Origin of the sequence: Streptomyces sp. CS113, from assembly GCF_002188365.1 — a bacterium.
Classification (GTDB): domain Bacteria; phylum Actinomycetota; class Actinomycetes; order Streptomycetales; family Streptomycetaceae; genus Streptomyces; species Streptomyces tendae.
In genome coordinates, this window is the sequence record NZ_KZ195574.1 from 2,141,481 (window position 1) to 2,164,872 (window position 23,392).

20 protein-coding genes and 1 riboswitch are annotated in these 23,392 nt (G+C 74.3%); of the genes, 8 read left to right on the forward strand and 12 right to left on the reverse strand.

What is annotated here, in order from left to right:
* The first annotated feature begins 67 nt into the window (after positions 1 to 67).
* Positions 68 to 3,211 carry an FAD-binding and (Fe-S)-binding domain-containing protein gene (locus B9W62_RS09205; RefSeq protein WP_087806714.1) on the forward strand — a complete coding sequence of 1,048 codons (3,144 nt, stop codon included), beginning with the start codon at positions 68 to 70 and terminating at the stop codon, positions 3,209 to 3,211.
* A 69-nt stretch (positions 3,212 to 3,280) separates the two neighbouring features.
* On the opposite strand, the gene B9W62_RS09210 is transcribed toward B9W62_RS09205, so the two are convergent.
* The gene (locus B9W62_RS09210) at positions 3,281 to 3,748 is read right to left on the reverse strand and encodes a DUF7144 family membrane protein (RefSeq protein WP_087806715.1); all 468 of its coding nucleotides are present in this window, start codon (positions 3,746 to 3,748) and stop codon (positions 3,281 to 3,283) included.
* 288 nt (positions 3,749 to 4,036) lie between these two features.
* Here B9W62_RS09210 and B9W62_RS09215 point away from each other — a divergent pair, with 288 nt between their 5' ends.
* The 6 genes from B9W62_RS09215 (at position 4,037) to B9W62_RS09240 (ending at position 8,900) form a co-directional block, all read left to right on the forward strand.
* Complete coding sequence (locus B9W62_RS09215; RefSeq protein WP_087811831.1) at positions 4,037 to 5,395, forward strand: chloride channel protein; 1,359 nt, start codon at positions 4,037 to 4,039, stop codon at positions 5,393 to 5,395.
* A 110-nt stretch (positions 5,396 to 5,505) separates the two neighbouring features.
* A complete protein-coding gene (locus B9W62_RS09220; protein ID WP_179235404.1) occupies positions 5,506 to 5,967 on the forward strand; it encodes a potassium channel family protein in 462 nt (153 codons plus the stop codon).
* A 65-nt stretch (positions 5,968 to 6,032) separates the two neighbouring features.
* Positions 6,033 to 6,218: riboswitch (cobalamin riboswitch) on the forward strand.
* A gap of 29 nt (positions 6,219 to 6,247) precedes the next feature.
* Entirely contained in the window at positions 6,248 to 6,946 is a 699-nt protein-coding gene (locus tag B9W62_RS09225) for an energy-coupling factor ABC transporter permease (protein WP_087806717.1), read from the forward strand.
* Positions 6,943 to 7,299, forward strand: coding sequence for an energy-coupling factor ABC transporter substrate-binding protein (locus B9W62_RS09230; RefSeq protein WP_087806718.1), 357 nt, complete (start codon positions 6,943 to 6,945; stop codon positions 7,297 to 7,299). Before B9W62_RS09225 ends, B9W62_RS09230 begins: the two co-directional genes overlap by 4 nt.
* The gene (gene cbiQ / locus B9W62_RS09235; protein ID WP_087806719.1) at positions 7,300 to 8,049 is read left to right on the forward strand and encodes a cobalt ECF transporter T component CbiQ; all 750 of its coding nucleotides are present in this window, start codon (positions 7,300 to 7,302) and stop codon (positions 8,047 to 8,049) included. It abuts the gene before it with no gap.
* Positions 8,046 to 8,900 carry an ATP-binding cassette domain-containing protein gene (locus B9W62_RS09240; RefSeq protein WP_087806720.1) on the forward strand — a complete coding sequence of 285 codons (855 nt, stop codon included), beginning with the start codon at positions 8,046 to 8,048 and terminating at the stop codon, positions 8,898 to 8,900. Before cbiQ ends, B9W62_RS09240 begins: the two co-directional genes overlap by 4 nt.
* Positions 8,901 to 9,024: 124 nt before the next feature.
* On the opposite strand, the gene B9W62_RS09245 is transcribed toward B9W62_RS09240, so the two are convergent.
* From B9W62_RS09245 to B9W62_RS09260, 4 genes are all read right to left on the reverse strand, one after another.
* On the reverse strand, positions 9,025 to 10,629 hold the full coding sequence (locus tag B9W62_RS09245; RefSeq protein ID WP_087806721.1) for an MFS transporter: 1,605 nt from the start codon (positions 10,627 to 10,629) through the stop codon (positions 9,025 to 9,027).
* 160 nt (positions 10,630 to 10,789) lie between these two features.
* Entirely contained in the window at positions 10,790 to 11,437 is a 648-nt protein-coding gene (locus tag B9W62_RS09250; RefSeq protein WP_087811832.1) for a TetR/AcrR family transcriptional regulator, read from the reverse strand.
* 134 nt (positions 11,438 to 11,571) lie between these two features.
* Positions 11,572 to 12,927: an APC family permease gene (locus B9W62_RS09255; RefSeq protein ID WP_087806722.1), complete on the reverse strand. Its 1,356-nt coding sequence runs from the start codon at positions 12,925 to 12,927 to the stop codon at positions 11,572 to 11,574.
* Positions 12,928 to 12,980: 53 nt separating this feature from the next.
* Positions 12,981 to 13,640 carry a TetR/AcrR family transcriptional regulator gene (locus B9W62_RS09260; protein WP_087806723.1) on the reverse strand — a complete coding sequence of 220 codons (660 nt, stop codon included), beginning with the start codon at positions 13,638 to 13,640 and terminating at the stop codon, positions 12,981 to 12,983.
* A gap of 145 nt (positions 13,641 to 13,785) precedes the next feature.
* Here B9W62_RS09260 and B9W62_RS09265 point away from each other — a divergent pair, with 145 nt between their 5' ends.
* Positions 13,786 to 15,261, forward strand: a complete 1,476-nt coding sequence (locus B9W62_RS09265; RefSeq protein ID WP_256976252.1) for an MFS transporter — start codon at positions 13,786 to 13,788, stop codon at positions 15,259 to 15,261.
* Between the two features lie 82 nt (positions 15,262 to 15,343).
* On the opposite strand, the gene B9W62_RS09270 is transcribed toward B9W62_RS09265, so the two are convergent.
* The 7 genes from B9W62_RS09270 to B9W62_RS09300 form a co-directional block, all read right to left on the reverse strand.
* On the reverse strand, positions 15,344 to 16,537 hold the full coding sequence (locus tag B9W62_RS09270) for an FAD-dependent monooxygenase (RefSeq protein WP_087806724.1): 1,194 nt from the start codon (positions 16,535 to 16,537) through the stop codon (positions 15,344 to 15,346).
* Positions 16,534 to 17,931 (reverse strand): MFS transporter, encoded by a 1,398-nt coding sequence (locus B9W62_RS09275; RefSeq protein WP_087806725.1) that lies wholly within the window; start codon positions 17,929 to 17,931, stop codon positions 16,534 to 16,536. Before B9W62_RS09275 ends, B9W62_RS09270 begins: the two co-directional genes overlap by 4 nt.
* Positions 17,932 to 17,945: 14 nt before the next feature.
* Positions 17,946 to 18,656: a YoaK family protein gene (locus B9W62_RS09280; RefSeq protein ID WP_087806726.1), complete on the reverse strand. Its 711-nt coding sequence runs from the start codon at positions 18,654 to 18,656 to the stop codon at positions 17,946 to 17,948.
* Positions 18,653 to 20,485 carry a gamma-glutamyltransferase family protein gene (locus B9W62_RS09285; RefSeq protein WP_179235405.1) on the reverse strand — a complete coding sequence of 611 codons (1,833 nt, stop codon included), beginning with the start codon at positions 20,483 to 20,485 and terminating at the stop codon, positions 18,653 to 18,655. The genes B9W62_RS09280 and B9W62_RS09285 overlap by 4 nt, the downstream gene beginning before the upstream one ends.
* A 5-nt stretch (positions 20,486 to 20,490) precedes the next feature.
* On the reverse strand, positions 20,491 to 21,687 hold the full coding sequence (locus tag B9W62_RS09290; RefSeq protein ID WP_087806728.1) for a DUF3500 domain-containing protein: 1,197 nt from the start codon (positions 21,685 to 21,687) through the stop codon (positions 20,491 to 20,493).
* The gene (locus B9W62_RS09295; RefSeq protein WP_087811834.1) at positions 21,680 to 22,465 is read right to left on the reverse strand and encodes an alpha/beta fold hydrolase; all 786 of its coding nucleotides are present in this window, start codon (positions 22,463 to 22,465) and stop codon (positions 21,680 to 21,682) included. The genes B9W62_RS09290 and B9W62_RS09295 overlap by 8 nt, the downstream gene beginning before the upstream one ends.
* A gap of 233 nt (positions 22,466 to 22,698) precedes the next feature.
* A complete protein-coding gene (locus tag B9W62_RS09300) occupies positions 22,699 to 23,316 on the reverse strand; it encodes a TetR/AcrR family transcriptional regulator (protein WP_087806729.1) in 618 nt (205 codons plus the stop codon).
* Positions 23,317 to 23,392: the final 76 nt, after the last annotated feature.

Genomic DNA, 23,392 nt, shown 5'->3' on the forward strand with positions numbered 1-23,392 from the left:
CGGGCCGGGTACTCAGCGACGGCCACATCCGGCCCTCCCGGGCCGCCCGTCGACCTACGGAGTGCCCATGGGTGCGCTGGATCTGCCCGAACCCGTCACGCGCGAAGGGGCACCGCCGCCGGTCGACACCGCCGCGCTCCGGGCGGCCCTGCGCGAGCGGGTGGACGGCGAGATCCGCTTCGACGCCGGGAGCCGGGCCGCGTACTCCACGGACGCGTCGAACTTCCGGCAGACCCCCCTCGGCGTGGTCGTCCCGCACACCCCGGAGGCCGGTGCCGAGGCGGTGGCCGTGGCGCGGGAGTTCGGCGCGCCCGTGCTGTCGCGGGGCGGCGGGACGAGTCTGGCCGGGCAGTGCACCAACGCGGGCGTGGTCCTCGACTGGTCGAAGTACTGCACCCGGATCGAGTCGGTGGACCCCGGCGCCCGCACCTGCGTCGTGCAGCCCGGGATCGTGCTCGACGACCTGAACCGGCAACTCGCACCGCACGGGCTGCGCTACGGGCCCGAGCCCGCCACCCACCCCAACTGCACCCTCGGCGGCATGATCGGCAACAACTCCTGCGGCGCCACCGCGCAGGCGCACGGCAAGGTCGTCGACAACATCGCCCGCCTGGAGGTGCTGCTCTACGACGGCACCCGCTTCTGGTGCGGGGAGACCGACGACGAGGAGTACGCCGAGATCGAGCGGCAGGGCGATCTGCGGGCGACCGTCTACCGGCGGCTGCGGGCGCTGCGCGACACCTACGGGGACGAGATCCGCCGCCGGTTCCCGGACGTCCCGCGCCGGGTCTCCGGCTACAACCTGGACTCCCTGCTGCCGGAGCACGGCTTCGACGTGGCCGGTCTGCTGGTGGGCAGCGAGTCGACGCTGGTCACGGTGTTGCGGGCGGAGCTGGAGCTGGTGCCGGTGGTGAAGGAACGCTCCCTGCTGGTCCTCGGCTTCGACACCATCGACAAGGCCGCCGACGCGGTGCCCGACATCCTGCCGCACGACCCGATCGCGCTGGAGGGCGTGGACGCCCGGCTGGTCCGCGACGAGCGGATCAAGCACCTGAACCCGGAGGCGCTGGCCGAGATGCCGGAGGGCAACGCCTACCTGATGGTGCAGTTCGGCGGCGACACCGTCGAGGAGGCCGACGCGCGGGCGCACCGGATGCTGGAGGCCGTGCACCGCTCGGAGCACGACGCCGACTGCGCGTTCCTGGACGACCCGGGGCACGAGGAGGACCTGTGGCAGGTGCGCGAGGCCGGGCTGGGCGCCACCGCGCACATCCCGGGCAAGCCCGACACCTTCGAGGGCTGGGAGGACTCGGCCGTCTCCCCGGAGAAGCTGGGCGACTACCTGCGCCGGCTGCGCGCGCTGTTCGAGGAGTTCGGATACCTGAGCGACACCGGTCCCAGCCTGTACGGCCACTTCGGGCAGGGCTGTGTGCACACCCGCATCCCGTTCGACCTGTACACCGCGGACGGGGTGGCGGCGTACCGGGGGTTCATGGAGCGGGCCGCCGACCTGGTCGTCGAGTTCGGCGGCTCGCTGTCCGGCGAGCACGGGGACGGACAGAGCCGGGGCGAGTTGCTGGGGCGGATGTTCGGGGACCGGCTCGTGGAGGCGTTCGGCCGGCTGAAGGCCGTGTTCGACCCGCTGGACCGGATGAACCCGGGGAAGGTCGTCGCGCCGTACGGGCTGGACGAGCATCTGCGGCTCGGCGGTGACTGGGCCCCGTTCGAACCCCGCGACCTGCACTTCCGCTTCCCGCACGACGGGGGTTCGTTCTCCCGGGCGGCCAACCGCTGCGTAGGCGTCGGCAAGTGCCGGCAGCACACCAGCGACGGCACGGTGATGTGCCCGTCGTACCAGGTGACCCGCGAGGAGGAGCACTCGACGCGGGGCCGGGCCCGGCTGCTGTTCGAGATGCTCGACGGGCACGGGGACGGCGCGATCCGGGACGGCTGGCGTTCGCAGGAGGTCAAGGACGCCCTCGATCTCTGCCTGGCCTGCAAGGGCTGCAAGAAGGACTGTCCCGCGGACGTGGACATGGCCACGTACAAGGCGGAGTTCCTGTCCCACCACTACGAGGGCCGGCCGTGGCGCCGGCCGCGCTCGGACTGGTCGATGGGCTGGCTGCCGGCGCTCGCGCAGGTGGTGGGCCGCACCCGGCTGGCCCCGGTCGTCAACGCGCTCACGCACGCGCCGCTGCTGTCGAAGGCGGCGGTCCTGGTGGCGGGGGTGGCGGACCGGGAGGTGCCGCTGTTCGCGGAGCGGACCTTCGAGCAGTGGTTCGCGGACCACGAACCCGGGGGCGACGGGCACCGCGGGTCGGTGCTGCTGTGGCCGGACACCTTCACCAACCACTTCCACCCGCACATCGGACGGGCGGCGGTACGAGTCCTGGAACAGGCCGGCTGGCGGGTGGAGTTGCCGCACGAGCCGCTGTGCTGCGGGCTGACCTGGATCTCCACCGGGCAGCTCGGCACGGCGGAGCGGGTCCTCACCCGTACCGTGCGCGCCCTGGCCCCACACGTCCGGTCGGGCGGCCTGGTGGTGGCGCTGGAGCCGAGCTGCACGGCCGTGTTCCGGGCCGACGCGGCGGAGCTGTTCCCCGGCGACCAGGACGTGCTGCGGCTGGCCGAGCGGACGGTGACGCTGGCGGAGCTGCTCACCGAGCACTCCCCCGGCTACCAGCCCCCGCGGGTGCCCGACCGGTCCGCGCGTGCGCTCGCCCAGGTGCACTGCCACCAGCACGCGGTGCTCGGCTGGGAGGCCGACCGGGAGTTGCTGCGCCGGGCCGGGGTGGACGCGGAGCGACTGGACTCCGGCTGCTGCGGGCTGGCCGGCAACTTCGGCTTCGAGCGCGGCCACCTGGACGTCAGCGAGGCGTGTGCGGAGCGGGTGCTGCTGCCGCGGCTGCGGGACGAGGACGAGTCGACCGTCGTCCTCGCCGACGGCTTCAGCTGCCGCACCCAGATCCACGAGTTCGACAGCGGCGGCCACGAGGGCGTGCACCTGGCGGAGCTGCTGGCCTCGGCCCTGCCGTCCGGTCCCGCGGGCGGTGCCGGGAGTGCGGGCAGCGCGTACGGCACCGCGCCGGGCGCCCGCCCGGCCGCTCCCGGCCCCCGCGCACGGGCCCTGGCCCTGGCCGGCACGGCGGCGGCCGCGGTGGGCGCCGCGGCGGCGGCGACGGCGCTGGCCAGGAGCCTGCGCCGGCACTGAGCCCGGCACCGACGGACGGTCACCACCGACGATGCGTGGTGACCGTCCGTCGTTGCCGGGCGCGGCGTCTCAGGCCCGGGACGACGCGCTGTCCTGGCGGCTCGCCAGGGCCCAGATCACGAACACGTCGATCGCCATCATGATCACGGACCAGACGGGCGCGTACGGCAGGAACAGGAACTGGGCGATCAGGCTCAGCGAGGCGAGGACGATGCCCGCCACCCGTGCCCAAGCCATGTCCTTGAGCAGGCCGTACCCGGTGACGAACACGAGGGCGCCGAGGATGACGTGGACGATCCCCCAGCCGGTCAGGCTCATCTCGTAGACGTAGGTGCCGATACGGGCGTACACGTCGTCCTCGGCGATGGCCGCGATGCCCTGGAGGACGGCGAGCGCGCCGTTCAGCAGCAGCAGTACGCCCGCGAAGACGACACCGCCGGTCACCCAGCCGCTGGTGCGGTCGCCCGAGCGCTGGGCCCAGGAGGCGTCGCCGCCGTGGGACGGCCGGCCGGGAGAGGGTTCGGCGTGCTGGCTCATGAGCGGAGTCCTTTCTGTGTCCCCCGTACGGGGCAGCTGCCCGCCGGCGCCGACGGCGCGGACAGGTCGTTTCGAGCCTGCGGGCGCCCGCGCCACCCGGCCACGCGGGTCCGCCGTACGGGTGAATCGCGCCCCGGGCGCGCACATGCGGACGCCCGGGGCCTCGCGTTAACTGAACGGCATCCGCGGCTGCCGGAGACCGACGGGCCGTGGGACCGAGGGGGCGGACGAAGGAGGGCGTGTGACGAGTCGGCCGCTGCCCCGGCGGTGCCCGCGCGGGCGGTTTCGGTGACCGCGCCGGCGCACGCGGCCCCGGGCCGGGCCGAGCAGTCGCTGCGGCAGACCCTGCTCAGCCCCGGCTACCGGCGGCTGTTGCTGCTGTGCGTGCTGCTCGGTGTGCCCATCGCGCTGGCCTGCTTCTTCTTCGTCGGGCTCCAGCACGAGTTGCAGCACTGGGTGTGGACCTCGCTGCCCGAGGCGGCCGGATACGACACCCCGCCCTGGTGGTGGCCGCTGCCCGCGCTGGTCCTCGCCGGACTGATCCTGGCGCCGATCGTGACGCGGATGCCGGGCGGCGGCGGCCATCTCCCCGTCAACGGTCTGGGCGGGGCGCCGGTCGGCCCGCGCGCGCTGCCCGGCGCGGTGCTGGCCGCGCTGGCCACGCTGCCGCTCGGCGTGGTGCTGGGGCCCGAGGCCCCGCTCATGGCCGTCGGCAGCGGGCTGGCCCTGCTGGCGGTGCGGCGGGCCGGCGCCGGCGGTGACCAGCGGGCGAGCGCGATCCTGGCCACGGCCGGCTCCACCGCCGCGATCTCCACCATCCTCGGCGGCCCGATCGCGGCGGCGGTCCTGCTCATCGAGGGCGCGGGGCTGGCCGGCACCCAGCTGGTCGCCCTGCTGCTGCCCTGCCTGCTGGCCAGCGCGACCGGCGCCCTGGTCTTCACCGGCTTCGGGCAGTGGACGGGGCTGGAGATCGGCGCGCTGAGCCTGCCCCACCTGCCGCCCCAGGCCAATCCGGACGCGGGCGACTTCCTGTGGGGGCTGCCCACCGCCGCCCTGATCGCCGTACTGGTCACGCTGGCCCGCGCGCTGGGCCGCCGCACCGTCACCTGGACCCGGCGCCACACGGCCGCGCGCACCGTCGCCTGCGCCACCGCGGTCGGCGTCTGTGTCGCCGCGTACGCGCTGATCACCGGACGCTCCCCGGCCGAGGCGGCGCTGTCCGGCCAGGCCGCCCTGGCCCAGCTCGCCGCGCACCCGCACACTTGGTCCGTGGGGGCCCTGGTCGCGTTGGTCGCGTGCAAGGGGCTGGCCTGGGGCATCGCGCTGGGCGCGCTGCGCGGCGGCCCGATCTTCCCGGCCGTCCTGCTGGGCGCGGCGACGGCCCTGGCCTGCTCGGGGCTGCCCGGCTTCGGCGCGACCCCGGCGCTGGCCCTCGGCATCGCCGCCGCGGCGGCCGCGGTGACGGGGCTGCCGCTGGCCAGCTCGGTCCTCGCGGTGCTGCTGATGGGCCGGGACGCCCACGACCAGATGCCGCTGATCGTCATGGCGTCGGTGGTCGCGTTCATCGTGGCGCAACTGGTGCGCCGGACCCCGCCGGAGGCGGGCGGGTCGCCGGGCGGGGCGCCGTCGGCGGGAGCGGCACGGTGAAGGACCGCCGGACCGCACACCCGCGTCCTCGCCCTCGTACTCGCCCGCGTCCCGGTACCGGCTGGGCCGCCGTCCGGCCCTGGGTCGTACGGGCGGGGATCGCGGCCGCCGTGGTCGTGGCGTATTTCCTGCTCCCGCTCGACCACCTGGGGCCGCAGCGGCCGGTGCTGAGCTGGGTGCTGTTCGCCCTGCTGCTGACCGTGGTGGCGGTGCTGCTGCTGCGGCAGATCCGGCACGTCCTCCTCGACCGTCCGGACAGCCGCCCCGGCGTGGTCATCTCGCTGCTGATCGTGCTGTCCGTGCACGTCTTCTCGGCGGCGTACTACGCCCTGGCCAAGTCGCCGGGCGAGTTCAGCGGACTGCACACCCGGATCGACGCGCTGTACTTCACCGTGGTGACGCTCGCCACCGTCGGGTACGGGGACATCACCCCGAGGGGCCAGGCCGCGCGGGTCGTGACCGTGCTTCAGATCACGTACAGCTTCGTCTTCCTCACGGCCGCCGCCACCGCGCTGACCACCCGGATGCGCGACCGGGTGGTCCGGGGGCCCCAGCGGGGCCGCTCGCGCTGACGGAGGTGCCGCCCGCCCGCCCGGACGGGGCTCGAGGCCTGCTTGTGCCCGGCCCGGTGGGAGCACTACTGTCGCCACGCCTTGGTGAACGGGAAACCGGTGTGATGCCGGTGCGGCCCTCGCCACTGTGAATCGGGAAGTCCGGCTCCGGCCCCCACGGGCAGCCACTGGATCGCTTGCGATCCGGGAAGGCGGAGCACGGGCGGTGGTACCCGTAAGCCAGGAGACCGGCCAAGGCGCGTCGTCCATCCACGAGGTGCTGGAGAGGGTCTGCTGAGCCATGCACATAGCCGAGGGCTTTCTGCCACCGGCGCACGCGATCGCCTGGGGTGTCGCGTCCGCGCCGTTCGTCGTCCACGGAGTCAGGTCACTCACCCGTGAGGTCAGGGAGCACCCGGAGAGCACGTTGCTCCTCGGCGCCTCCGGAGCCTTCACGTTCGTCCTGTCGGCACTGAAGCTGCCGTCCGTCACCGGGAGTTGCTCGCATCCGACCGGCACCGGTCTGGGCGCGATCCTGTTCCGGCCGCCGATCATGGCGGTCCTGGGCACCATCACCCTGCTGTTCCAGGCGCTGCTGCTCGCCCACGGCGGGCTGACCACGCTCGGCGCCAACGTCTTCTCGATGGCGATCGTCGGCCCGTGGGCCGGGTACGGCGTCTACCGGCTGCTGCGCCGCTGGGACGTGCCGTTGATGGTCACCGTGTTCTTCGGCGCGTTCGTCGCCGACCTGTCCACGTACTGCGTGACCAGCGTGCAGCTGGCGCTGGCCTTCCCCGACCCGAGCAGCGGGTTCCCGGGCGCGCTCGGCAAGTTCGGGTCCATCTTCGCCGTGACCCAGATCCCGCTCGCGGTGAGCGAGGGCCTGCTCACGGTGATCGTGATGCGGCTCCTGGTGCAGTCCAGCAAGGGCGAACTGACCCGGCTCGGAGTGCTGTTGACCCGGTCCGGCGAGCGGAAGCAGGAGGCGGTGGCGCGATGAGCCGGAACACGAGGATCAACGCCCTGCTGCTGCTCGCGGTGGCCGCGCTGGCGGTGCTGCCGCTGGTGCTGGGGCTCGGCGACCACAAGGAGGAGCCGTTCGCCGGGGCCGACGCGGAGGCCGAGACGGCGATCACCGAGATCGAACCGGACTACGAGCCGTGGTTCTCCCCGCTGTACGAACCGCCGTCCGGGGAGGTCGAGTCGGCGCTGTTCGCGCTCCAGGCCGCGCTCGGCGCGGGCGTGCTGGCGTACTACTTCGGGCTGCGCCGGGGCCGGCGGCAGGGCGAGGAGCGGGCGTCGGCGGCTTCCGGGGCCACGACGGCACCGCGGAACACCCCAGAAGGGGACTGAGTGCTGCCGATCGACGCGGCGGCGCACAGCAGTCGCTGGCGCCGCCGCCATCCCGTGGACAAGGCCGTGCTCGGTCTCGGTCTGACCGTGCTCGCGATCTCGCTGCCGCCCTGGCCGGGCGCGGCGCTGGTGCTGGTGGCGGCGCTGACGGTGCTGCTCGGCCCGGCGGGCGTGCCCGGACGCCGGCTGTGGCGGGCGTACCGGGTGCCGCTGGGGTTCTGCGTGACGGGGGCGCTGCCGCTGCTGGTGCAGGTCGGGGGGCCGGACGGGTTCCTGTCGGCGGCCGACGGCGGCGCGGTGCGCGCGGGTGGGCTGCTGCTGCGCACCTCGGCGGCCTCGCTCGGGGTGCTGCTGTTCGCGTTCACCACGCCGATGTCGGACCTGTTGCCGCGCCTGGTGCGGGCCGGAGTGCCCGCGCCGGTCGTGGACGTGGCGCTGGTGACGTACCGGATGAGTTTCCTGCTGCTGGACTCGGTGCGCCGGATCCGGCAGGCGCAGGCCGCGCGGCTCGGGCACACCACGCGGGCGGCGGCCTGGCGTTCGCTCGGCGGGCTCGGCGCCACCGCGTTCGTGCGGGCCTTCGACCGGGCGGCGCGGCTCCAGTCGGGGCTCGCCGGGCGCGGCTACGACGGCACCCTGCGCGTGCTGGTGCCCGAGGCGCGCGTGTCGGTGCCGTTCACGGCGGCGAGCGTCGCGCTGCTCGCGGCGCTGGCCACCCTCACCCTCGTACTGGAAGGACCCCTGTCGTGAGCGGACCGGCCCAGCCCTCGGAACCGGCCCCGGCCCTGGTCGCCCTGCGGGGCGCGGCGTTCGCGTACGAGGAGGGGCCGGACGTGCTGACGGGCCTGGACTTCGCGGTGCGCGAGGGGCGGGCGCTGGCGCTGCTCGGCCGCAACGGCAGTGGCAAGACCACGCTGATGCGGCTGCTCAGCGGCGGACTGAGGCCGCGTGCGGGGGCGTTGACGCTCGGCGGGGAGCCGGTGGCCTACGACCGCAAGGGGCTGACCCGGCTGCGGACCACGGTGCAGCTGGTGGTGCAGGACCCGGACGACCAGCTCTTCGCGGCCTCGGTCGGCCAGGACGTGTCCTTCGGTCCGCTGAACCTCGGGCTGCCCGACGCGGAGGTCAGGTCCCGGGTCGGGGAGGCGCTGGCCGCGCTGGACATCGCGGGGCTGGCCGACCGGCCCACGCACCTGCTGTCGTACGGGCAGCGCAAGCGGACCGCGATCGCGGGGGCGGTCGCGATGCGGCCCCGGGTGCTGATCCTCGACGAGCCGACCGCGGGGCTCGACCCGGACGGGCAGGAGCGGCTGCTCGCCACCCTGGACGGGCTGCGCGCGGGCGGCACCACCGTGGTGATGGCCACCCACGACGTCGACCTGGCCCTGCGCTGGTCCGACGACGCCGCCCTGCTCACCCCGGACGGTGTGCGCACCGGCCCGGCCGCCGCGACGCTGGCCCGCACCGACCTGCTGCGGCGGGCCGGGCTGCGGCTCCCCTGGGGCGTCGCGGCGGCCGGACTGCTGCGGGCGCGGGGGCTGTTGGCGGACTCGGCGACGGGCCCGCGCACGGCGGAGGAGCTGGCGGCGCTGGCCGAGTGACGGGCACTGGCGGAGTGACGGGCGCTGGCCGAGTGACGGGCACTGGCCGAGTGACGGGCACTGGCCGAGTGACGGGCACTGGCCGAGTGACGGGCACTGGCCGAGTGACGGGCACTGCCCGGGGTCAGCTCGCCGAGCCGCTGTACTCCGGTTCCCGGGCTTCCTCCGCCTGCTGGGCGGCGCGGGCGCGGCGGCCGGGCAGGACGGCGAGGACGATCAGGGTGCCGGCCGCCATGATGATGCCGCCGACGAGGCTGGTCGTGGCGACGCCGTGGGCGAAGGCCTTGTTCACGGCGTCGGCGAGGGCCTGCGCCTGCTCGGGTCCGGCGGCCGGGTCGGTGGCGAGCCGCTCGGCGACGGCCAGTCCGCCGCCCACCGAGTCCTGGGCGGTGTCCAGCGCGGCGGCCGGCAGCCGGTCGCCCACCAGGCCGGCCAGTTCGTCCCGGTAGGCGGTGCCGAGCAGGGAGCCCAGGACGGCGATGCCCAGCGAGCCGCCGAGTTCCAGCGCGGTGTCGTTGGCGCCGCCGCCGACGCCCAGTTCGCTCTCCGGGAAGGACCCCATGATGGTGTCGGTGGCCGGGGAGACGCTGAGGCCGATGGCGAGGCCGAGCAGCAGCATCGGGGCGAGGAAGTCGGCGTAGGTGGAGCCCTGGTCGATCAGGACCAGCAGGAAGACGCCGACGGTGCCGATCGCCATGCCGGAGCCGACCATGGCCCGCACGCCAAGCCTCGGGGTCAGCCGCCCGGTCACCGCGGCGCCGACGAACACGGCCCCGGCCAGCGGCAGCAGCCGTACGCCGGTCTCCAGCGCGCCGAAGCCGAGCACGAACTGGAGGAACTGCGTGGCGTAGTAGATGGCGCCGTAGGTGCCGAAGAAGAAGAACAGCACCGCCAGCATGGAACCGCTGAAGGGCCGCAGCAGGAAGCGCCGCACGTCCAGCATGGGGTGGGGGTGGCGCAGCTCCCAGGCCACGAAGCCGGTCAGGCCGACGGCGGCGACGACGGCCGCGGTGACGGGACCGGCGCCCCAGCCGAAGTGCGGGCCCTCGATGCTCGCGTAGACCAGGCTGCCGACGGAGACGATGGAGAGCAGTCCGCCGACGTAGTCGATGCGGCCCGTGCCGGCCGCCCGGGACGGCGGTACGAGGACCAGCGCGCCGACGACGGCGAGGACCGCGACGGGGACGTTGACCAGGAAGGTGGAGCCCCAGGAGTGGTCCTCCAGGAGCCACCCGGCGACCAGCGGCCCGACCGCGATGGCGAGTCCGGAGGTGGCGGTCCAGGCGGTGATGGCGCGGGCCCGCTCCCCCTTCGGGAAGACCGCGACCAGCAGGGACAGCGTGGCCGGCATGACGACGGCGGCACCGACGCCCATGACCGCCCGGGCCGCGATGACCAGCCCCGTCTCGTGGACCAGGCTGCCCATCACCGAACCGCCCGCGAAGATCACCAGACCGGTGACCAGGGCGCCACGGCGGCTGTACTTGTCGCCGATCGCGCCGAGCACCAGCATCAGCGCGGCGTACGGGACGGTGTAGCCGTCGATGACCCACTGGAGGTCGCTGCTGCTCAGGCCCAGGTCGGTGGTCATGTCCGGGGCGGCCACGATCAGGGACGTGTTGGCCATGACGACGATCAGCAGGCTCAGGCAGAGCACCAGGAGAGCCCACCAGCGCCGGGGGTAGGGCCCGGGCATCTTCTCGACGGGGGTGGTGGCGAGCAGGGGCATGAGGGCTCCCGGATGACAAGCGAGGGCGAGTTAATTGCCCATAGATGAGCAGACAAGAGCAGAGTAGTTTGTTGCACACGAGCGTGCAAATAAGGCGCCCACCGACCGGGGGGCGCCTGCTGAACGGGGGGTTGAGCTACTCGGCCGGGAGGGGGCTGGGCTACTCGGCCGGGAGGGACCGGGCGAGCACCGCCGGGCCCACGCTCTCGACCACGGTCCGCGCGTGCCGCTCCGGCACCCCGGCGGCGATGAGGATGGCGACCGCGGCCCGCGTGCCGTCGTCCTCCAGGGCGCCGGTGTTGACCTGCTCCAGGAGTGCGACGACCATCGCCTCGAGTCCGGCGCTCAGCACGGCGGGGGGCAGGTGGTCCGGGAAGACCCCGTCCCGCCGGCCGCGCTCCAGGATGGCGGTGACCTCGGCGCGGGCCGGGGCCAGGATCTCGGCGACGCGCTCCACCCCCAGGTCGTGCCGGGCCAGGGCCAGCAGCATGCGGTAGCGGTCGCCCACGGGCCACATCAGCAGCGTGAAGTGCGCGAGCGCCCGGTCGGCCGGTTCACCCGGCTCCGCCGCCTCGGCCATGGCGCCCCGCAGCACCTCGGACGCCTCCTCGGCGAGGGCTTCGAGGAGCGCCGCACGCCCCGGGAAGTGGCCGAAGAGGGTACGCCGTACGACCCCGGCGGCGCGGGCCAGCTCCTCCAGGGTGGTGTCCGGGTTCCGCCCCAGCTCCCGGCGGGCGGTGGCCAGGATGCGTGCCCGGTTCGACCGCGCGTTGCGGCGCTGCGGCGCACGGGCGACGGGCTTGGTCACGGGAACCTCGGGGCGGGACGGTGCGGGGAGGGGTGCGACGGGGCGCGCGGGCATGGGGCGTCCATTCTGTCACGGGGCGCCACGGGCAGGGCGCGGACGGGAAGGCGCGGAACCCGTCCATCGCGCGGCGGGCGCTACTCCCCCGCGGTCGCGTCCCCGCCCCTGGTCCGCCGTACGGCGGCGAGCGCGGCGAGCACCGTCCCCACGGCCACGACCAGCAGGCCGCGCAGCCACACCTCGGCCTCGATCTGCGTGGCGAGGGCGACGCAGGACAGGGCGCCCAGCACGGGCAGCACGGTCGGGGCCCGGAAGTGGTCCGCTTCGCCCGGGTCCCGGCGCAGCACCAGGACGGCCGCGTTGACCATGAGGAAGACCACGAGCAGCAGCAGGACCAGGGTGGACGCGAGGGTGGCGACACTGCCGGTGAGCGCGAGGAGCATCGACAGCAGGGTGGTCACGGCGATCGCCGCCCACGGCGTACGACGGCCCGGCAGCACCCGGGTCAGCACGGCGGGCAGCAGCCCGTCGCGGGCCATCCCGTAGGCCAGGCGGGAGGACATGATGCCGGTTAGCAGCGCGCCGTTCGCCACGGCGACCAGCGCGATGGCGCTGAACAGGCGGGTCGGGACGCCGCCGGCCGCCTCGACGACCTCCAGCAGCGGTCCGCTCGATGCGGCCAGCCGGTCCGTCGGCACCGCGGCGGACGCGGCGAGGCCCACCAGCACGTACACGGCGCCGGCGGTGGCGAGGGCGCCGAACAGGGCGCGCGGGTAGGAGCGTCGGGGGTCGCGGGTCTCCTCGGCGACGTTCACCGAGGTCTCGAAGCCGACGAAGGAGTAGTACGCCAGGACGGAGCCGCTCAGTACGGCCGCCGCCGCGCCCTTCTCCGGCGTGCCGAGCTGCCCGAGCCGGCCCACGTCGCCGTCGCCGCGCAGCAGCAGCCAGGCGCCGAGGACGACGATGACGAGGAGACCGCCGACCTCCACGACGGTGGCGACGACGTTGGCCCGGGTGGACTCCTTGATGCCGCGGGCGTTGACCAGGGCGAGCAGGGCGAGGAACAGCACGGCGACGAGCCCGACCGGCAGTGTCACGAAGGCGGACAGGTAGTCGCCGCCGAAGCCGCGGGCCAGCGCGGCCACCGAGACGATGCCGGCGGCGAGCATGCAGAAACCGGCGACGAACCCGGCGAACGGTCCGAAGGCGCGGGTGGCGTAGTGGGAGGCGCCGCCCGCCCGCGGGTACTTCGTGGCCAGCTCGGCGTAGGAGGCGGCGGTCAGCATGGCGAGCAGCAGCGCCACGGCCAGCGGTACCCACACCGCGCCCCCGGCGTCGGCGGCCACCTGGCCGACCAGGACGTAGACTCCCGCGCCGAGCACGTCGCCCAGGATGAAGAAGTAGAGCAGCGGGGTGGTCAGCGCGCGCTTGAGGGCCGGGGTGTCCGGGGTCTCCGGGGTGTCCGCCGACTGTGGTGTTCCGAGTCTCGCCATGCCGCCCCAGGTTTCCCGCCGGGCGGAAATCACGCCCCCAAGGGCCCCGGCAGTCAGCCGGTGACCTCCTCCTTCCCGGTGCCCCGCCCCGGCCGGCCTCCGTCGCCCGTCACCCACACGCCGGCGCACGCGGCGGTGGTCACCGCGCGGGCCGCACGGTCGGCGTCGTCGTCGGTGAGGGGCCGGCCGGTGTTGAGCAGGGCGTAGTAGAGCGGGGCGGAGACGGCCGCCACCACGGCGTGCGGGTCGGTGCCGTCCGGGACTTCGCCCCGCGCGGCGGCGTCCCGCACGCAGCCGGCCCACTCGTCGACGCGTACGGCGTAGAAGCGGTGCAGGGCCTCGGCCGCCTGCTCGTTGCAGAGGGAGGCCGCGATCAGTGCCTGGAACAGGCGTCCTTGGCGGGGGTCGTTGAGCGTCCGGACGACGAGACGCGCGTTCGCCCGGAGGTCCTCCTCCAGGGTGCCGGTGTCGGCACGCGGCAGTGACTGGTCCGCCATGTCCGCCAGCAGGTCGGCGGCGAGGCCTCCGGGGCTCCCCCAGCGGCGGTAGACCGTCGTCTTGCCGACGCCCGCGCGGCGGGCGATCTCGCCGAGGTCGAGGGTGTCGAAGCCGTCGGTGGCGAGCGTGTCGCCCGCCACCCGGAGAACGGCCTCGCGGATGCGGGCGGTGCGGCCTCCGGGGCGGAGGGTCCCTGGGGCGGCCGGGTCCGACATGACGACTCCTTCTCTTCCCGCACAGCGTGCTCGCGGCGCCGGACACCCACCTTATCGGAACTGCGGTTCCCTTACCGGCTCGACCGTGCTAACTTCCCCGCAGTAACGGAACCACAGACCCATTAGCTTCCCGGAGGGGAACGCCATGTCCATCACCGAACGCGCGTCGGGACCGGCCACGGGGCCGAGCACGGCCGCCGGCCCACTCCCGGCCGGGTCCGGCCCGCGGCGGCTCACCGGCCGCTCGAAGCTGGTCCTCGCGGTCCTGCTGGTGGCCCAGTTCATGCTGGCCGTCGACTTCTCGATCCTGAACGTCGCGCTGCCCGCGATCGGCGACGGGCTCGGCTTCTCGCTCGCCGACCTGCAATGGGTGGCCACCGCGTTCGCCCTGTCGGCAGCGGGCTTCACCCTCTTCTTCGGCCGCATCGGCGACCTGATCGGCCGCAAGAGGATCTTCATCGGCAGTCTCGGCCTGCTCGGCGTCGCCTCGCTGATCGGCGGCCTCGCCACCAGCCCCGAGGTGCTGCTCGCCGCGCGGGTCGCCCAGGGCCTGGCCACCGCCGCCGCCACCCCGGCGGGTCTGTCCCTGCTGACCACCTCCTTCCCCGAAGGGCCCCTGCGGCAGAAGGCGCTCGGCATCGACGGGGCGCTGATGTCGGCCGGTTTCACCACGGGCGCGATACTCGGCGGCGTCCTGACCGACCTGCTCTCCTGGCGCTGGGCCTTCTTCGTCAACGTGCCCGTCGCGCTCGCCGTCGTGCTCGTCGCCCCGGCCGTCATCAAGGAGTCCAGGCCCGCCGTGCGCGCCGGCCTCGACCTGCCCGGCGCGCTCACCGTCACCCTGGGCCTGCTGGGGCTCGTCTACGGCATGACCCAGGCCGGCGAGTACGGCTGGAGCCATCCCCACGCGCTGGCCGGCCTGGGCGCGGGCGTGCTCCTCCTGGCCGCCTTCGTCCTGATCGAGCGCACCGTGACCGCGCCGCTGGTCCCGCTCGGGACGCTCCGGCGCCGCAACGTGGCCTGGGGCAATCTGCTGGGCCTGCTGGCCTTCGTCACCGAGACCTCACTGGTCTACCTGCTCACCCTGTACCTCCAGAAGACCCTCGGTTTCTCCCCGCTCGCGGCCGGTGTCTCCTTCGGCGTCCTCGGCGCGGGCACCGTCGTCGGCGGTCTGCTCGCCCCCGGGCTGCTCGCGAGGACGTCCACGGTGACCGTGCTCGTGGCCGGCGGCCTCGTCCAGGCGGTCTTCACCGCGGCGCTGCTCTTCCTCGGTACGACGACCGGCGCCTCCCTCGCCCTGCTGCTGCCCGCCACCTTCTTCGGCGGCGTCGGCAACATGCTGGTCATCGTGGGCTTCATGGTCACGGCCACCAGCGGACTGCCGGACATCGAACAGGGACTGGCCACCGGCCTGGCCTCGATGTCCCAGCAGGTCGGCATCACCCTGGGCACGCCCGTCATGTCCGCCGTCGTCACCGCCGCCGGCGCGGGGGCGGCCACCGCCTCCGCCGTCCACCGGGGCGTGACCGCGGCCATCGCCGTCAACACGGCCCTGGTCCTCCTCGGCGTCCTCGTCGCCGCGCTCTTCCTGCGCGGCCGCGCCGGCAGGCCGTCCGAGTGACTCCCGGGGCGGCCCCGGTCCCCCTCGTGGGGCGACCGGGGCCCTTCCGCTCGGGCAACGGCGCTTGTGGAACCGAGCGGAGTCAGCGGCCGCCGAAGGACGGCAGGGTCAGCGCCGAGTGGGCCGGCCGGGGCTTCGGGGCGGGCATGGCGCTGAGCCCGCGCAGTCGGGCGTTGCGCTGCTCCAGGGCCTGGGCGGTGGTCGGGAAGAGGGTGGCGCCGCCCTCGCCGACCAGGTCCTGGTTCAGGGTCACGAAGTCACGGGTGGCGTGCTCGTACGCGGCGAAGCCCTCGGCGTGGTCCCGGTCGGCGAGGGACCCGGCGAGCATGTAGGCGCCGACGAGGGCGAGGCTGGTGCCCTGGCCGGTGAGGAACGAGGGCGCGTACGCGGCGTCGCCCAGCAGCGCGGCCCGGCCGCTGGTCCAGCGCGGCATCCGGATCTGGCCGACCGCGTCGAAGAACACGTCGTCCGCGTCGTGGAGGGCGCCCAGGATGCCCGGGACCTCCCAGCCGGCGTCGGCGAAGACATCGGCGAGCAGCGCTCGTTGGGCGTCCGGGTTACCGAAGGCGTCGTAGGGCGGGTCGGGCTGGGCGAAGTTCAGGAAGGCGTGGACCTCCTCGTCGTCGCCCACCGCGTAGACGGCCGCCGCCCGGCCGGGGGTGTTCCACATCACCGTCTCGTGGGAGAGGCCGAGGGTGTTGGGCATGGTGAACACGGCGAAGCAGTAGCCGAGATGGCGGTGGAACCGCTCCTCGGGGCCGAACAGCCTCTCGCGGGTGCGCGAGTGCATGCCGTCCGCGCCGAAGACCAGGTCGAACCGGCGACTGCCGCCGCCGCGGAAGGTGACGTCGACTCCGTGTTCGTTCTGGTCGAGGGTGTCGATGGAGTCGTTGAAGAGGAACTCGACGTCGTCCCGGACCGCCATGTACAGCGCGTCGGTCAGGTCACCGCGCCGTATCTCCAGGTCCCGTCCGGTCACCCCGCCGGTGACGGCATGCGGATGGAGCGAGGTCACCTCGTCGCCGTCCCCGTCGAGGAAGGTGATCCGGCGCAGATCGATGTGCGCGTCGCGCAGTTGCGGCAGGATTCCCATCCGCTCCACGACGTCGAGTGCGGTGCCGCGTACGTCGATGGGGTAGCCGCCGCTGCGGAGGGTGCCGGCCTTCTCCACCACGGTGACCGCGTATCCGTGGCGGTTGAGCCAGAAGGCCAGGGCGGGACCGGCGATGCTGGCCCCGGAGATCAGGACGCTGCGCCTCGGTGCGGTGCGGGTCATGCGGTGACTCCTTTGCTCATGGTGCGGGTGACGAACAGGGCCGACAGCACGACGATGCCGGCGACGACGAATCCGGTGACGTAGGACGATTCGGCCGCGACCTCCGACCCGGCGGGGGTTCCGGCGGTGAGCAGAGCGCCGCCCAGCTGTCCGCCGACCGCGGAGCCGAGCACGCGGCTCACCAGGATCAGGCTGGTGGCGATGCCGGTGTCGTCCGGGTCGACGGCGGTGGCGGTGCTGGTCATCATCGCCGTGACGCACAGACCGTTCGCGAGGGCGATCAGCACCTTGCCGACGACGACGTGCCAGACCTCGGTGTGCACGGCGGCCAGGGCGAGCAGGCCGACGGCCATCATGACGACGCCGGTGTTGACCACGGCGCGCGAGCCGAAGCGCCGGTCGCCGATCCCGCCGAGCGGACCGGCCAGCGTCGCGGCGATGGCGCCGGGCAGCAGGTAGAAGCCGATCTCGGTGGCGCTGGCCCGGAACCCGTAGCCCTCGCCGCGCTCGTCGAGCAGCTGCGGAACCAGGTAGACCGCCATCGTGGTGCCGAGGCAGATGACGAACGTCAGCACGCACGCCTTCCATATCGCGGGCCGTGCCAGCATCTTCAGATCGATCATCGGCGCGGCCGCCCGCCGTTCGACCCGCACCCATCCGGTGACGAGGACGGCCAGCAGGACGACCAGGGCGACGAGCACGAGTGGCGCCGAACCGGCTTCGGGTGCCAGCGCGAGGACGAGCATGAGGGTGACCAGCATCCCGCTCAGGAGCAGCAGACCGGGCCAGTCGATCCCGGCGCCGTCCGTCCGGCCCGGTGGATCGGCCGGCATCAGCCTGTTCACGAGCACGGTGGACCCGACGACCGCGATCGTCGGCAGCGCGAACATCCAGTGCCGGGAGAGCTGTTCCGCCACCGGGCCGGCCGACAGCATGCCGACCATGGAACCGCCGACGAAGAGTCCGCTGACCACGCCGATGGCCACCTTGGACTCCCCGGCAGGGAGGTGTTTGCGCACCACGATGAACGACAGGGGCAGCGCGCCGATCATCGCGCCCTGCAACACCTGGCCGACCAGCAGCACGGGCAGGTTCGGGGCGAGGGCGGAGACCGTGCCGCCGACCGAGACCACCGCCATCAGGCGGATCAGGACCTTCTTTCCGCCGTAGCGGTCGCCGAACTTGCCTGCCAGCGGGGTGATGAGCGCGCCGGTGATGAGGAGGACGATGCTGAGCAGTGCTCCCTCGGACTGGCTCATGTCCAGTTCGCGTTCCAGGAGCGGGATCGTCGGTGACACCACCGACTCCAGGGCACCGGTGGACAGTGCCAGTATGCCGAGGGCACCGACAGCGGCCTTCCCGATGGGGACCGGGGGAGCCAGGGTTGTGGTCATGGGCGTCCTTTCCGTCATGGCCGGACGAGGGCCGTCGAAGGAGCGGTCGAACGGGAGTGGGTGAGGGCCGGCGTCGTCCGGCCGAGCGCCGTCACGGCCAGCACGACGCAGGCCGCCACCGCCACCGCGAGGCCCGCGTGCGCCTGGCACAGCGCGGCGCCCGCGGCCGCGCCCGCGACGATGAGCGCGACGGCGGCGGCCCGGCGCCGGGCGCCCCGGCCGCGGGCCGCGCCCAGTCGGGAGTCGGCGGCCAGGCCGGTCAGCGTGGAGGTCACGACCACGGTGGTGACGTCCTTGACCGCGAGGTGGCGGGCGGTCGCCGCCTGCGCCCCCATGGCCAGGGCCAGCGCCGACGCCGTGCCCGCGCGGGCGCCGGAGGTGTCGGCGCCGACGACGGCCAGCGCGAGGACCGTCGCGGTCAGGACCAGCGCGACGCCGCCCAGCAGTCCGGTGCACCGGCGGCTCCAGCCCGGGGGTGCGGTGCGCAGGACCCGCCCGGCGGCCGCCGCGCCGGCGAGGAAGGACACCAGCGCCAGGACCGGACCGAGCACCGGAAGTCCCGTACCGCCGCCGGTGGCCGCCATGCCGAGGATGACCACGTTGCCGGTCATGTTGCCCGCGAACACCTGGTCGAGACGCAGGTAGCCGACGGCGTCGACGACCCCGGTCGCGAAGGTGAGGGCCAGCATCAGGGCGGGCGGCGTCGCGTACCGTCGCGCGTTCATCGTCCGGCCGCGTAACCCTGGGCGCCGCGCGGGTTCGCGGCGGCCCGGAGGACGCCGCTGTCCGGATCGCGCGTGACGACGGACAGGCGGCCCTGGCTCCACGGCCCGGAGACGGTCACGTCGTGGCCGCGTGCGCGCAGTTCGCCGACGACCGCCGCGCCCGCGCGTTCCTCGATGACCAGTCCCCCGGGCGTCCAGGTCCGCGGCCAGAACGAACCCGGCACGGCGGTGGTGTGGAACGCGGGTGCGTCGATCGCCTCCTGCGGGTCCATGCCCAGCGCCAGGGTGCGCACCAGGTAGATCAGCTGCCACTGGTCCTGCTGGTCGCCGCCGGGTGTGCCCAGTGCGGCCACGGGGCGGCCGTCGCGCAGCAGCAGGGTCGGCGTCAGCGTCGTACGGGGCCGCCGGCCCGGGGCCAGGCGCGACGGGGCGGCCGGGTCCAGCCAGGTCATCTGGAGCCGGGTGCCGAGCGCGAAGCCCAGCTCCGGCACGGCGGGCGAGGACTGGAGCCACCCTCCCGAGGGGGTGGCGGAGACGATGTTCCCCCAGCGGTCGACGACGTCGATGTGGCAGGTGTCGCCCCGGGTCTGCCCGGTCTGCCGCACGGTGGGTTCGCCCACGCCGGCGGCCTGTTCGGCGTGATCGGCGGGGCCGCGGGTGACGAGCGGCGGGATGTACGGCGTGATGCCGGTGTCCGCGAGGCGGCCGGGCCGGAACGCGGTCGAGGCGACCGGCCGGATCAGGCTCGCCCGCTCCTTGCCGTACCGGGGGGACAGCAGGCGGCGCAGCACGGTCTGCGCCTGTGCCGGGTCCAGGTGCCCGTAGTACGCCTCCCGGTCGGCCATCGCCAGTTTCAGGGCCTCGGTGAGGGTGTGGACGCCCTCGGCCGTCGACGGGTCGAGCCGCGCGTCGTCGAAGTGGTCGAGCATCGTGAGGGCCTGGAGCAGTACGGGTCCCTGGGACCACAGGCCCGCCTTCGCCACCGTGGTCCCCCGGAACCGCGCGGTGACGGCGGGCTCCAGGGACGGGTGGAAGTCGGTGAAGTCGGCGGCCGTGATGACCCCGGCGTGGTCCCCGCCCGAGGAGTGCCGGTGCGGCTTCGCCGCGAACTCCGCGACGGCCCGCGCCACGAACCCGGTCCGCCAGACGTGCCGCGCGGCGTCGATCCGGGCGGTTCTCGTCCCGCTGCGCGCACCGGCCGTGCACAGCCGGCGCAGGGTGCGGGCGTAGGCGGTGTTGACGAGCGTCGCGCCCGGCGCGGGGACCCGTCCCTCCGGCATCCACAGCGCGTACGACGTCGGCCAGTGGCTGCGGAAGAGGTCCTCGACCGTGGCCAGGACGCGGGCCAGCTGCGGTACGACCGGTACGCCGTGCTCCGCGTAGTGCAGGGCGTAGGCGAGGACGTCGGCGAGTTCCCAGGTGCCGGACTCGGCGAGCAGCCAGAGCCACGAGTCGACGGCGCCCGGGACGGCGGCGGCGAGCGCTCCCGCGCCCGGGACGTGGTCGAGCCCTTCGGCGCGGAAGTGCTCGGGGGTGGCGCCGCGCGGGGCGTGTCCCTGTCCCGCCAGCACGTACGGCGACGGGTCGGCGGCGGTCGCGAGCACGGCGACGAGGTCACCGCCCGGACCGTTGAGGTGGGGTTCGGCGACGTGCAGGACGAAGGCGCCGGCCACGGCGGCGTCGAAGGCGTTGCCGCCGCGCTCCAGTACGGACTGGGCGGTCGCGGTCGCCAGCCAGTGCGTCGACGCGCACATGCCGAAGGATCCGCGGAGGGTGGGGCGTGTGGTGTGAGGGGGAACCTCGGTCGGTGACGGTGGTCGACCGGACATGTCTGTCACATTCCGTTCGCGTGGTGGGCGGCGTGATGGGCGGCGTGATGGGCGGCGTGATGGGCGGCCAGGGCGTCGCCGCCGAAGTCGGTCTCCGGGTCGCGCCACACGGCGTGCGCGTGGTTGGCGCCGCGGTGAACGTTGGTCCACTCGATGAGCAGCCGCGGGCCCTGGAGGCGGTAGTAGTGCGGTTCGCCCGGCGCGGTGGAGCCGGCCCAGGCGAGGTGGACGGCGTCCAGCGCCGCGGGGTCGTCGTAGCGGGCCAGCGGGGAGACCCCGTCCGGGACGCGGTCGAGGTAGCCGGCGAGCAGGGCCCGCAGCAACGCGCGCTGTCCGGCGTCCAGTTCGGCGCCCGGCACGCCCTTGGGCGTCGGGGTGAGGGCCAGCGTCCGCCGGTCGGCGCCTTCGAGACCGGTGGACGGCTGTTCCGCACGGTCCGGGATGTGGGTGCCGGGGCGCCAGAGTTCACCGCGCCGGATCACGCGGTCGCCGACGCGGGTGCTGTTGCCCGCCACGACGTCGTTCGGCGGGCGGGGCAGCAGGACGGCGCGGGCGGCGGCCTCGGGGGGCAGGGAGCGGACCAGTTCGCGGGCCGTGTCCTCGGCGGTCCCCAGCGGGCGCAGCGTCGAGCCGCCCAGCAGGGGCGAGGCGGCGGGGTCGGCGCCGAGGAAGCAGGGGGTGGTGGCGGCGACGCGTCCGTCGACGACGAGGTTGTTGAGCGAGACGTGATGGCCGCCGAACCGCCACCCCCACGGCCCGGGCCCTCCCGGCTCACCGAAGACCCGCAGGTAGTACATGCCGGGGTCGCGGGTCCGCTCCCGCCCCCAGTTCACCGAGAAGCCCTCGACGTGGTCCAGCACGTTCTCCAGGCCGAGCACGGTGGCGACGGTGACGTACCCGGCGTCCGACAACCCGCTCGCGACCAGCCGCATCGCCGACCGGTGCTGGGCCGGGCGCTGCTGGTGGAAGGTCAGGCCGCCGTGGTCGGTGGGCGTGTAGAACCAGCGCGTGCGGTCGGCGTGGGCGTCGGCGTCGGCGTCGGCGTGGGCGTGGGCGTGGGCGTCGGTCGCGGTCCCGGCCGCCCCGCCCGCGCGGGGTGGCGGTCCGACCGCGACCTCGCGCTGGGCCGCGTCCAGGGAGTCCAGCCACGCCAGGGCCGCCTCGGCCATCCGGTCCGCGACGTCGCGGGCGGTGTCAGCCACGGCCGTGGACCCCGAGGAACTCGCGCACCCAGCGGGCGACGGTGTCCGCGAACTCCACCGCGATCCCGTGGCGTCCGCCCTCGATCGCCCGCAGTTCGGCGTTCGGGATGCGTCGCTCCATCAGGAGGGCGCCGTCGTAGGGTGCCAGCCGGTCCTCCGTGCCGTGCACGATGAGGGTCGGCGCGGTGATCTCCCCGAGGCCGTCCCGTATCTCGTGCCGGCGGGCGGCGTCGTGGCGGCGGAGGCTCTGCTCGGGTGTGCGGCGGGTCAGCGTCCGGACCGGCCGGGTGCGCTGCGCGGCCTGCCCCTCGGGCGTGAAGAAGTAGCCCGGGGCCGCCTCCTGCCGTTCCTCGTGGGACATGCCCAGCAGTTCGTCGACGGCCGCGCTGCCCATCGCGTAGCTCGGCGTGGTGGCGACCAGGACGAGCGACGCGACGCGGTCGGGATGCCGGAGCGCGGCGTGCTGGGCGACGGCGCCGCCGAAGGAGGTGCCCAGCAGATGCGCACGCGCGAGCCCCAGCGCGTCGAGCAGGGCGACGAGGTCGTCGGCGAGGACGGCGGGAGTGTAGGGAGCCGACGGGTTCACGGTGATCCCGGAGTCGCGCTGGTCGTACGAGATCGCCCTGATCCCCGCGCCGAGTCGGGCGCGGAGCGTGGCGAACTGGGTGCGGTCGCTCTCGCCGCCGTGGACGAGCACGAGGGGCACACCGTCGCCGCCGTCGAGGACCCCGACGTCGAGGTCGCCCGCACGCACGGTCTCTTGCTGGTGCTTGGTCACCACTGACCTCCGATACCGAGACAGAGAAAGAGACAGTTATACGATTTGAGATCGATCTATCATTTCATGGGCCGCCCGGTGCGCGGCCCCGACGCGTATGCGGCGGTGCCGGGCGACGAGGAACACGATGGGCGGACGGCTACGCGCCGGGCGTCATACCCGGGAGCCAATGCGGGGTGATACCGCGGTAGGGGGTGCGGGGATGCGGGGGCGGTGCCGGCGGGGCGGGGCGGTCAGCCCGCCCGCACCCACCCGCGCAGCGCGCCGCAGTACGCCTCGGTCAGCCGGGCGACGACCTCGCGGCGGGTCAGACCCGTCTCCCGCAGCAGGTCCTGGATCTCCCGGGGGTCGAAGAGCATGTTGCCGAGGAACAGGGCGTGTTCGTGCCGCACGCCGGCCAGGCCGATGTCGTCGAGCAGGCCGCGCACGGGCTCGCTCCAGGCGTCCCGCAGGGCGACGATGATCTCGTTCCCGTCGTGCAGCCGTTCCAGGTAGCCCCGCCGGGACCGCAGTTGCACGAGCGCCGGGCCGTGCTCGGCGAGCAGGTCCACCCACTTGTCCACGAGGGAGTCGAACAGGGGCCGCCCCTGGGCGGTCGAGGCGAGGCTGAAGTCGCGGAGCTCCTCGACGACGCTGAGCACATAGGCGGCCAGCACGTCGTCCACCGACGAGTAGTAGCGGTACGCGGTGGCCGGACCGATCTCCGCACGGGACGCGACCGCCTGCATGGTGAGCTGGTCGGGGGCCTCCCGGGCCAGTTCGCCGACGGCCTGGAGGAGGCGGCGGTGGTTGCGCCGGGTGTCGCTGCGCGGTTTGCGCCGCCCGCGCGGGGCGGCCTGCTGGTCGGTCACGGGCCTCCTCCGCCTCACAGAAGTGCAGGCAAAGGGTATCGCTTCGGGGTGCCGGCTCCCGCCGAGGCGGCGCGCG